At 67.5% G+C, this 10,820-nt stretch carries 8 protein-coding genes; all 8 read right to left on the bottom strand.

Going from position 1 to position 10,820, the window contains the following annotated elements:
* Positions 1–1,773 (bottom strand): non-ribosomal peptide synthetase (locus tag VT50_RS37025; protein WP_158083250.1); only part of this gene is annotated, 1,773 nt, incomplete at its 3' end.
* A 98-nt stretch (positions 1,774–1,871) separates the two neighbouring features.
* Positions 1,872–3,110: an ATP-grasp domain-containing protein gene (locus tag VT50_RS37020; RefSeq protein WP_143645348.1), complete on the bottom strand. Its 1,239-nt coding sequence runs from the start codon at positions 3,108–3,110 to the stop codon at positions 1,872–1,874.
* A gap of 76 nt (positions 3,111–3,186) precedes the next feature.
* The gene (locus tag VT50_RS37015; RefSeq protein ID WP_046085450.1) at positions 3,187–4,290 is read right to left on the bottom strand and encodes a GNAT family N-acetyltransferase; all 1,104 of its coding nucleotides are present in this window, start codon (positions 4,288–4,290) and stop codon (positions 3,187–3,189) included.
* A gap of 362 nt (positions 4,291–4,652) precedes the next feature.
* Positions 4,653–5,909, bottom strand: coding sequence for an MFS transporter (locus VT50_RS37010; RefSeq protein WP_240529469.1), 1,257 nt, complete (start codon positions 5,907–5,909; stop codon positions 4,653–4,655).
* Between the two features lie 92 nt (positions 5,910–6,001).
* Positions 6,002–6,958 (bottom strand): methyltransferase, encoded by a 957-nt coding sequence (locus VT50_RS37005; RefSeq protein ID WP_079343976.1) that lies wholly within the window; start codon positions 6,956–6,958, stop codon positions 6,002–6,004.
* Positions 6,959–7,418: 460 nt separating this feature from the next.
* A complete protein-coding gene (ccrA, locus tag VT50_RS37000; RefSeq protein ID WP_046085448.1) occupies positions 7,419–8,762 on the bottom strand; it encodes a crotonyl-CoA carboxylase/reductase in 1,344 nt (447 codons plus the stop codon).
* 73 nt (positions 8,763–8,835) lie between these two features.
* Positions 8,836–9,819: a zinc-binding dehydrogenase gene (locus VT50_RS36995; RefSeq protein ID WP_053048497.1), complete on the bottom strand. Its 984-nt coding sequence runs from the start codon at positions 9,817–9,819 to the stop codon at positions 8,836–8,838.
* 114 nt (positions 9,820–9,933) lie between these two features.
* Entirely contained in the window at positions 9,934–10,563 is a 630-nt protein-coding gene (locus VT50_RS36990; RefSeq protein WP_053048496.1) for a class I SAM-dependent methyltransferase, read from the bottom strand.
* Positions 10,564–10,820 lie beyond the last annotated feature (257 nt).

Below are 10,820 nucleotides of genomic sequence, written 5' to 3'. Positions count from 1 at the left end.
CGGGGTCGGTGGTGTGTGGTCGATGCGCTCGGCCAGGTCGGCCAGGACGGGAGCGCTGATGAGGTCGCGGACCGTGGCGGCCACGCCCATCTCCTCGCGGATGCGGGCGATCAGCTGCATGGACAGCAGCGAATGCCCGCCGAGAGCGAAGAAGTCATCCTCACGGGAGACCGGCCGGTGCTCCAGCACTGATTCCCACAGCTGGGCCAGTGCACGCTCAGTCGGCGTACCCGGAGCGGAACCAGCCGGGATGTGGCCGGGAGCGGTGCCCGGATCCGGCAGCCGGTTACGGTCAATCTTGTAGGTCGCCGTACGCGGCCACTGAGCCACCTCCACAACAGCGGAGGGCACCATGTACTTCGGAAGCCGCTCTGCGAGGAAATCCAGCAGTCCGCGGGCGGAGATCTCACCGCCGTGTGCGGGACGGACGTAGGCGACCAGCTGAAGACCGGCCGCGCCGGGAAGGGAACGCGGCACCACGACAGCGCTCTCCACACCCGGGTGGGCCAGAAGCTGGTTCTCCACCTCACCGGGCTCGATACGATGCCCTCTGATCTTGACCTGGTCATCCGCCCTGCCGAACAGCTCGATCGTCCCGTCCGCGAGCTGACGGCCCAGATCACCGGTGCGGTAGAACCGCCCCGCGGACCGATCGCCGGGCAGGGTGCGGAAGCGGTCGGCGGTCAGGTCCTCGCGTCCGCGGTAGCCAGCGCCGACACCCGTACCGCCGATCCACAGCTCCCCGATCTCGCCGCGCGCCACCGGCGCCACGTCCTCGCCCAGAATACGGACGTCGGTGTCCGGCAGCGGCGGCCCCACCGGAATGCTCCCCGCGTCCACCGGGCCGACGCGGTGCGCGGTGGCGTAGATGGTGGTCTCAGTCGGCCCGTAGGCATTCCACACCTCTCCACACCGCTCCCCCAGAGCTCGTGCGAGAGTGGGATGCATCACCTCCCCCGCGCACAACGCCAGGCGCAACCGCCCAGCCCAGCCGTCCGCAAGCAGCATCCGCCATGTCAGCGGCGTGGCCTGCATGACCGTGGCCCGACTACCGACCAGCAGAGCGTGCAGCGCATCCCCGGCCACAACCCGCTCATTGCCCGCGATGACGATACGCCCCTGCGTCAGCAAGGGAAGAAACAGATCCAGAAGGCTGGGATCGAAAGAGGGAGAGGTAACCGATAGCCAAACATCGTCCGGTTGAGGGTTCACGACCGAGGCCATCACCAAAACCCCCTTAGCGAAGGCCTGATGGCTGATCTCCACCCCCTTGGGACGACCCGTAGAGCCCGAGGTGTACATCGCATAGGCCAAGTCAGCGGGCCGGACCGCGGGCAGGACAGCACGAGAGGCACGGGAAGTGTCATCGGAGGTGCGGGGGCCGTCGGGGGTGTGGGAAGCGTCGGTGGGGGGTGTGTCGAGGAGGATGACCGGGCGGGTGTGGTCCACCTGGGCCAGGAACTGGCTCAGGGTCACCGTTGCCCGCGCGCGGGCATCCTGGAGCATGAGGGCGCGGCGCTGGGCCGGGTAGTCGGGGTCGACGGGCACGAACGCGGCGCCGCTGCGCATCACGCCCAGCAGGGCGGCCGGGAGGTACGCACTGCGGTCCGCCACGACAGCGACCGCATCACCGTTGCCGACGCCGGCAGCGGCGAGTTCGGCGGCGATACGGGCACTGGCCCGGTCGATATCCCCCACCGTCATACGGATGCCGCCGCCCTCCACGGCCATCCGGTCAGGCGCCTGCTCGGCGACCTCGGCGAAGAGGTCCACCACCGTACGCCCGGTCCACGGATAGGGCTGAGAGGAAGCGGGAGTGCGGAGGGTATGCGAGGACGGGGGGTTGCCGGGGGAAGCGGGCGTGTGTGCCATTACGCGACCTCGATCCCTATCTGGCCGATAGCCGCATCAGCCCGCAGAAGGGCCTCACCACCGTTTTGACCGCACGCCACAACACTGCCCAGCAGATCAACGCTGTTCCGCGGAACCCGCACCTCATCGCCCGGCGCCACATGCACATCCACCTCGACCACACCCGCCAGCCGCCCGAGTAAGTCAGCACCGTGGACCGCGCGCACCGTCCCGTCTTGAGGGGCGGCGACGAACCGCGCCGCCGCGGCACCCACCGGCCGCAGCGTCAGATCCGGCTCTTCCCCGGTGTGCATGCGTACCTGCTCACGCTGCAGATTCAAACCGGTGCTCTCCCGGATCAGACGGGTGATCTGACCGCCCGGCATGCGCGCGTTGATCTCGATGAGCCTGGGCCCGGCCGCGGTCATCCGCACCTCCACATGAGCGCAGCCGAAGTCGTGGCCGACGGCGTCGAGAGCGGCGAACGCCGTGCCCACCAGCTCCTTTTGGACGCTGTGCGGCAGGAGTGAGGGGAAGAGTTCACCGGCCTCGACGAAATACGGATGCCCGCCCAGCCGCTTGTCGGTCACACCGATCAGGGTGCGTTCACCGCGCAGGGTGAAGGACTCCACACTCACTTCGAACCCGACGAGGTACTCCTCCACCAGCGCCCCGGGAACGCGTGGTGCACCGAAATAGTCGGTGGGCACCGAGGCAATACGGTGATACTGCGCGATCACCTCCCCCTCAGTGCGGCACAGTTTCACATCCACACTCCCGCCCTCGGTCATCGGCTTGACCACACACGGCAACCCGACACGCCCCGCCGCGGCCACCGCCTCCCGCTCGGAGCGCACCCACGCCCAGGTCGGGACACCCACGCCCGCCGCCTCAGCCACCTGCCGCGTCCGCAGCTTGTTACGACAGGCACCCGCCGCATCCGGATCGAGACCGGGCAAACCCAGCACGCGGGCGACCTCAGCCACCACCGGGAGATAGTGATCGAGGGTGGTGTAAACCCCGCACAGCTCACCACGCCCGTACGCCTGGTCCACAGCGGTGACCACGGCGGCACTGTCGTGGACGTCGGCCTCGATCACCTCATCCACACACGCCGCGAACGCCTCACGGGCCTGGGCGTTGGGGGTGTAACGGGAGACATCACGGGTGACAAAGGCAACCTGCAAGCCCTGAGCACGAGCCGCCTCGAGCGGCGTACGTCCCAAAGTCCCCATAAAACTCTCAATGACAACAAGCACACGGCGTCTACTTACCCGCGACACACCGGCCCCCTTCGACGCTCTCAAACGGCCTGGTTCCACCCGCCCTCATGCCTCACAGGCGCAGCACATGGCAGAACTGATCGGTAGCCACACACCCCCGTGAACGTTTTGTCTCCTCGCTGCCGTGCCCGTAATAAATGGTGGTGACTCCCGCCGCAGCGGCCTCCTCCACCAATCGGTAATACAGGACCTCAAAATACAACGGCACCCGCTTACGCCGCTGATACGCGTAATCAAAGCCACTCTGCCGCGCATACCAATGGCCACTGTGCCGCAATATCAGAGCAAACCCGCGGATCACACCATCCGCGCGCGCTACCAGAGTAAAAGCGTCCTCCCCAAAACGCTCCCGGATCTGCATATAGGTAGGCAGCGACTGATCATCCCGCCACTCCATGCCATACTTGCGCATCAACTCCGCTTCCAAAGAAGCGAACCGGGCGAAGTCACGGCCGTCAAAAGGCTCAACCGTGACACGGCAGCCCTCCTCGGCCAGCTTCCGCCGCTCCGCGGCAATCGATACCCGCCGCTTACGCGAAAACCCTGCAAGGTACTCGGAAAACCCACCCGCCGGCACACGCAACGAGCTATACCGCCCCGAAACATAGAACCCGTAACCGCGCCCCGCCAGGACACTCCGCAACTCCCGGTCCGACTCGTCCACATGCAGAAGGGCCACACTCGCCGCACCCGCGGTACGAGCCAGACCCTCCGCCGCGGCCAGGAGCGTGTCGAGGTCATCGGCCGATGCCTCCGCCCCGTACAAGACACGGGTGTTACCGAGGTGACGCCCTCCCGCCACCAACGACGGCATCAAGACCTCGGTGGGCTCCTTCGGCAGATCGGCAAGGAACTCAGCCGCATGAGGCAGCCCTGCCGCGGCACTCCTGGTCAGAACGTGGTCGGGACGGCCCAACAGCCACGGCACCGACGCACCCGCCACAGCGGTGGCCAACCCCGCCACCACCCGACCCCCACGCTCCACCCACACATACGCCATCGGCACCCCAGCCGTAGCCTCCGCCACATCCAACCAACGCGACGACAAAAACACATCGGACGGCCGCGTCAGCGCGTCCCATTCCGCCCGAGGAAGTGCCGCAGCATGCCGCACCACACGCACATCGTCCGGCAGGGGCACAGTGGTCACGTCCACGGCCGCACACCCGCGCCGGGATCATCGTCCGCCTTCGGAACAGGATGATCCGCCTCCGGGAAAAGACACCACACTAAAGCCGCAGCGGACATGCTCGTTAACAAAACAACCCCCGTAGTGCTCACCAGCCCAGCTGGTGAGCATCAGTCCAGCTGGTATACAGCGTCCTTGACCGTCCTAGATCAAGGTTGGGCGTCAATCTACACCAGAGGTGTCGCTTCCGACATTATATTCGAACATATTCGGGGTGTCGGTGTTGGCCCCGTCAGTGAGGTCTTCTCGGCGACCTTCTGATGGGCTCCGGCGGCCGCCGCAGCCGCTTTTACGGCGCCCGGCCTCACGCGCCGCTCTCCCGACGAGGTTCACACCGCCCGCTCCAGCGGTTCGAGCGCTTCGGCACCGGTCTCCGGGGCGAGGCAGGCGGCGGTGGTGGTCAGTGCGGACAGCGCCCCGAAGTAGGCCACGATCAGCCATGGCCGGTCAGAGCCCGCCATCAGCAAGAACGCCGCCACGAGCGGCAGGATCCCACCGCCGAGCACGGCACCGATCTGATAGCTCATGCCCACACCGCTGCCCCGTACCTCGGTGGGAAACAGCTCGCTGAGCCAGGCCGGTTGGGGCGCGGACATGGCGTCATGGAAGACATTGAGTCCGAAGACCACCCCCACACCGATCAACACCGGCGACCGGGTATCGACCAGCAGGAAGAAGGGCACCAGGAACAACGCGCTGCCCACGGCGCCGAACAGATACCAGCGGCGACGCCCGGCCCGGTCCGAGACCACTCCCCACAGCGGGGCACTGATCAGGCTCAGCGCGGAACTGACCGCGACCGAGGCCGATCCGGCCGAGGAGGACTTGCCCAGCACCACACCGACGTAATAGACCGAGAAGACGGTGTAGAAGTACGACGCGGTGGTCTGCGAGATCCGCAGGCCGATACCGAGCACAAGCGGCCTGCGGTGGTTGCGCAGAAGGTCGACCAGAACGTGCGGCCTGGTCTGGTTCACCTCCTGGGTGCGCGCGAAGACCTCCGGCTCTGGGACCTTCGCCCGGATGACCAGCCCGACGACAATGAGCACCGGGCTGACCAGGAACGGAATACGCCACGCACCGGCCATGATGTCCGCCGTGCTGACGAAGTGCTGCAGCAGGAAGAACGCGCCCGAGGCGCACAGCAGTCCCAGCCCCGCCCCCGAGGTCGCCAGGCTCCCCCACAGACCACGCTGGCGGGCGCCGGAGTGCTCCACCATGAACACCGCCGCGCCGCCCTGCTCCCCGCCCGCGGCCAGCCCCTGCACCAGGCGCAGGAACACCAGCGCCGCCGGTGCCGCCACACCCACCTGACCGTAGGTCGGCAATACCCCGACCAGCGTGGTGACCACGCCCATGACGACCAGCGACAAGATGAGCACACGCCGCCGCCCGTGCCGGTCCGCGATCTGACCGGCGAACACGGCTCCCAGCGGGCGGGCCACAAAGCCCACCGCGTACGTGGCGAACGCGGCCAGTTGCCCGGCGGCCGGGTCCAGGGCCGTGAAGAAGACCTTGTTGAACACCAGCGCGGTGGCTATGCCGTACAGATAGAAGTCGTACCACTCAAAGACCGCTCCCACCATGCTGGCCACGGCCGCACGCCGCGCGAACCGATGGCCAGCAGGCTCATCCCGCGCCTCCGCCGACACCGGCCGCGCGAGGGCCCCCCGTCGCCTCACCCGGCGGGCTTCCGCGCGATGACCACACTCCGGTCGCTGGTGGTGTCCTGGTGCCGGATGTCGACGAACCCGCTGTCAGCGAGCAGCACCGACAGCTCCGACACCGCCCAGCACTTGCCCTGCGTCCCGTGCATCATCATCACCGAATACTCGGCCGCGGGCAGCGGACCGGTCTTGTCCGCGTTGATGTGCGCATCGTGGTCAACGATCCAGCCGCCGGGCTCCAGCGCGGCATACGATGCCGCGAGCAGACCGCGGACCTGCTCCTCGGACCAGTCATGCAGCACATGCGAGTAGATGTGCAGGTCGAACCCCGCGGGCAGCGGACCGGCGAACATGTCCCCGGTGATGACATCCACCCGGTCGGCATAGCCGCGCTCGGCCAGCAGCTCCCGTGCCACCCCGTCCACCGGCGAACGCTCCAGGACCGAGGCACGCAGCCGGGGCCTGCGGTCGACCAGGGCGCAGGAGTACACACCCGAATCACCGCCGATGTCCAGCGACCGGCTGATGCCGGTCAACTGGTCCAGAGCGGCGGCGAACTCCACCCCCAGAAACCGGCCGCGGGAGTCCATGGCCGCTACGACACGGCGCGCCCAGCCCGGGTCGACCAGCCGCTCCGACCAGTCCCGGCTGTCACCGGGAGAGCTGGACCACGAGGCCGTCTTCCCCGTACGCAGCGCGGCCAGCATCTCCACACAGCCAGGACGCTCACTCAGCGAGCCGAAGTACGCCCGCATATCCCAGGGCGACCCGGCGACCAGATACTCGGCAGCCAGCGGCATAAGCCGCACTCTCTGGTCCGGACCGCGCTCGAGTAACTCCAGGGCGACGAGGTAGGTGATCAGGACATCGAGCGCACGCGGGTCAAGTCCGAACTCCTCCTCAATGTCCCCGATGCGCACCTCGCCCGCTCGGTCGATCCACGTGAACAGGTCGAGTTCCACAATCACCGCGATGAGCAGATCCGTGGCATAAATGCCTTCCCGAAGGCGGAACAGCGGAACCGGGTCGACCGACGGCCGCGCAGAGCTTCCCGTGCCATGACGATTCACCTTGCTCACCCAGTTCCTGATGCGAGGAAATATCAAAGGCGTGGCGAACGGTTGCGAAGACACCGTCAGGAAGCGTAACCAGACCGATCCGCCCCCGACAAGAACGCGGAGGCCCGTTACCCCACCACGGCCCGCGACTGTCAAGAACCGGTACCCGGTGGCACGCTGCGGGAACTGCGGATCCCGAGGGCTGAAACCCCGCGCCGCCCATCCCGGGCACCGAACAGGCGGAATTGAGCATTCCCCTCACCACCCACCGGGCCAGAAGCAGTCGGCCACTCTCTTTACCGGCCCCGAATAGCGAAAACGCCCCCAATGATCCAGCCGGGAAGGGAGGTTTAGGGGCGGGGGCCGGGCCTCACCCGAGCCGGAAGCGGTTGATGGCCGGCTCGTGGGCGGATCGGAGCTCGGGGTCGGTGACCCCAAGGCCCTCCTCCGGGGCCAGACAGAGCACTCCGACCTTGCCGTGGTGCTGATTGCGGTGGACGTCGTGCACGGCCCGGCCGATCTCGGCGAGCCGGTAGCTCCGCGAGAGGGTGGGATGGATGAGGCCCTTGATGATCAGGCGGTTGGCTTCCCACGCCTCACGGTAGTTGGCGAAGTGGGAACCGATGATCCTCTTCAGATGCATCCACAGATAGCGATTGTCGAACTCGTGCCGGTAGCCGGAGGTGGAGGCACAGGTGACGATGGTTCCGCCCCTGCGGGCCACGTAGACCGAGGCGCCGAAGGTCTCCCGACCCGGGTGTTCGAAGACGATGTCCACGTCCTCACCGCCCGTCAGATCGCGGATCCTGCCCCCGAATCGCTTCCACTCCCTGGGGTCCTGGGTGTGTTCGTCCCGCCAGAACCGGTAGCCTTCCACGCTTCGGTCGATGACCGCCTCGACGCCCATCTCCCGGCAGATCGCCGCCTTCTGCTCGCTGGACACCACGCAGATCGGTATGGCGCCTCCGGCCAGGGCGTACTGGGTCGCGTACGAGCCGAGACCGCCGCCCGCGCCCCAGATCAGCACGTTGTCGCCCACCTTCATGCCCGCGCCGTTGCGTGAGACCAGCTGGCGGTACGCGGTGGAGTTGACCAGTCCGGGTGCGGCGGCTTCCTCCCAGGTCAGGTGAGCGGCCTTCGGCATCAACTGGTTGGTCTTCACCAGCGCCAGCTGGGCCAGGCCGCCAAAGTTGGTCTCGAAGCCCCAGATCCGCTGCTCCGGGTCGAGCATCGTGTCGTCGTGGCCCGCCGCGTCCTCGAGCTCGACGGACAGGCAGTGCGCCACTACCCGGTCCCCGGGCTGCCAGCGGCGCACTCCGGGGCCGGTGCGCAGCACCACCCCCGAGAGGTCGGAGCCGATCACGTGGTACGGCAGGTCATGGCGCTCGGCGGAGCCTCCGGTACGGGCGTAGCGCTCGAGGAAGGCGAAGGTCGGCACGGGCGAGTACAGCGCACTCCAGACCGTGTTGTAGTTGACGGAGCTCGCCATGACGGCGATCAGGGCCTCGCCGGGTCCGGGCTCCGGGGCCGGTACGTCACTGATGTGCAGAGCCTTCGCGGGATCCCGGTCGCTGACGGCGAGGCCGTCGAACATGTGCTGTTCGTCCTTGAACAGCACGGCGCCTTGATAGGACTCCGGTACCGGCAGCGAAGCGAAGTCGCGTGGCCGCGCGTCCGGTGACTCGATGGCGGCGACCAGGTCGGCTATCACCACGGCTCCCGTTGGTCTAGAGGGCTTCGGGTCCAGGGGCTGGTGACTCGTCGCGGTTGGACAAGCGTCAGCCGCCTTACGGAATCACCATGATCTTGCCTTCGCGGTTCGCCGACAGCGCCTCGTAGGCGTCGGCGACGCGGTCGAGCGTGTAGGTGCCGCCGCTGTCGGCGAGGGCGAGGGGTTTGCGCGTGAGCATGTCCAGCGCGTTCACGATCAACTGGTGGAGCGCCTCGAGGCTGTCCAGGTACGCGCTTCCGCCCCCCAGCTTGGTGACGAACAGACCGCGCTCCATCAGGTCCGTGAGGTCCACGGTGGGCAGCTCCCCGGAGAGCTGACCGTAGTTCACCAGGCAGCCCTGGGGTGCCAGCATGGCCAAGTTGTCCTGGTAGGCGGCGGCACCGATGGGGTCGAAGACCGCCGCGACCCCGCGGTCCTTGGTGTGTTCGAGGACCGCTTGCCGCACGTTCCGCTGACGGCGGTCCACCGTGTACGTGGCGCCGAGCTCGGTGGGGATCCGCACCCGGTCGCCGCTGGCGACACCGATGACCTCGACACCGGCTTCCACGAGGAAGGCGGTGAGGAACCGGCCGACCGGCCCCGCCGCTCCCCAGACCACCGCGGACTTGCCGTACAGCGGCAGGATTCCGGCGAGCAGCTGCGCGGTCATGCCCGCGCTCGGCACCCGGGCGCACTCCTCGAGTGGCAGCGTGTCCGGGATCGGGACCAACATCCCGGCGTGCGCCACCACATAGTCCGCGGTGGAGGCGGGCACCGGTGTCCACGCGACCCTGGTGCCGACGGCGAGGTCGACCTCGGCGCCGGTGGCGACCACCGTGCCGGCCCCCTCGTAGCCGAGCGGGAACGGCAACTCCAAGCCCTCGGCGTACTTACCACCGCGCACGGCCAGGATTTCGGAGTGGTTGAGGGTGATCGCCGCGACCTTGACCAGGGCTTCGGTCGCCCCGAGTTCCGGGATCGGCTGGGTGGCGACCTCGATGACGTCCCGCGCTTCTCCGTGTGCGGTCGCCCGGGCGACGCGCCGCTGTCCGACTGTCATGTCCGCCCCTTCGGCACGGGTCTGATGGACCGTGCGAGGTTGTCTTTCGTACGGTGTACGACGTAACCGTACACCGCACTACTAGCGCCTTTCCAGGATTCTCAACGGCTGGCGTCAGACCCGCCGGGCCAGCACGCCGTGCACGATCCGCAGCGGGCCCAGGCCATAGAGCAACTGCCAGTCGCGGACGGACAGATACTCGCCCGCGAACATGGCGGCGATCTCGGTCTGGGTGTGGATGCGGTCACGGCTGCCGCCGAGCGCGAACATCGGGCGCAGCCAGCCGATCGCGAAGTGGTCGGCGATCGCCAGATGCCCGCCCCGCGAGAGGACACGGCTGATTTCGGCGACTCCCTCCCGGCGGCTCAGCCAGTGGTGAAAGCAGATGGTGCTGACCACGAGGTCGAACTCGTCGTCGGCGAACGGCAGTTTCTCCGCCGGGGACACCTGGAAGCTCAGCCTGTCGATGCCGGCGGCCTTCTCGTTGGCCACCTCGATCATGCCTTCCGCATGGTCCACCCCCACGAGCTCGGCGTCGGGGAACCGTTCCGCGGCCATGCGCAGAAATGCCCCCGTTCCGCAGCCGACGTCGAGTATGCGCTTCGCCTCGACATTCCGGCCAACCAGCCAGGCAAGCATTCTCGCGAAGATCTGTTCGCGGACGGCCTGCACTTTGGCGTCCTCGTAGGTCGGTGCCCATTTGTTGTAGAACCGGAGGTCGCGTTCATGCTTCTCGGCACTCATTTTCATACGCATGGAAATTCCTCCGCGAGAGACTAGCGCTCTTCCTAGAGCACCTGGACACGACCTGTAAACCCCCCTTAAATCCCCTAGGGGGGCCGTTTGCGGGGTTGGGAAATCAACCCTCCGCGGACGCGGTGCGGCGTTCGATCTCGAGCGTGATTCCGTCGAGCAGCCGCTCCAGGGCGCGCTCGAACCGGATGTCGGAGGTCAGCCCACCGAGCGTCTCGCGCAGCGCCGCCATGGGCTCGCGGTCGCCG

This window comes from Streptomyces antioxidans (genome assembly GCF_000968685.2).
GTDB lineage: Bacteria > Actinomycetota > Actinomycetes > Streptomycetales > Streptomycetaceae > Streptomyces > Streptomyces antioxidans.
The sequence above is the reverse complement of the archived record's forward strand: the minus strand, read 5'-3'. Positions and strand labels throughout refer to the sequence as shown.

Excerpts from the sequence above, each read along its gene's own strand:
- VT50_RS36990 (WP_053048496.1), bottom strand. The coding sequence starts at position 10,563 with ATGAGTGCCGAGAAGCATGAACGCGACCTCCGGTTCTACAACAAATGG.
- VT50_RS36995 (WP_053048497.1), bottom strand. The coding sequence starts at position 9,819 with ATGACAGTCGGACAGCGGCGCGTCGCCCGGGCGACCGCACACGGAGAA.
- VT50_RS37010 (WP_240529469.1), bottom strand. The coding sequence starts at position 5,909 with ATGGTGGGAGCGGTCTTTGAGTGGTACGACTTCTATCTGTACGGCATA.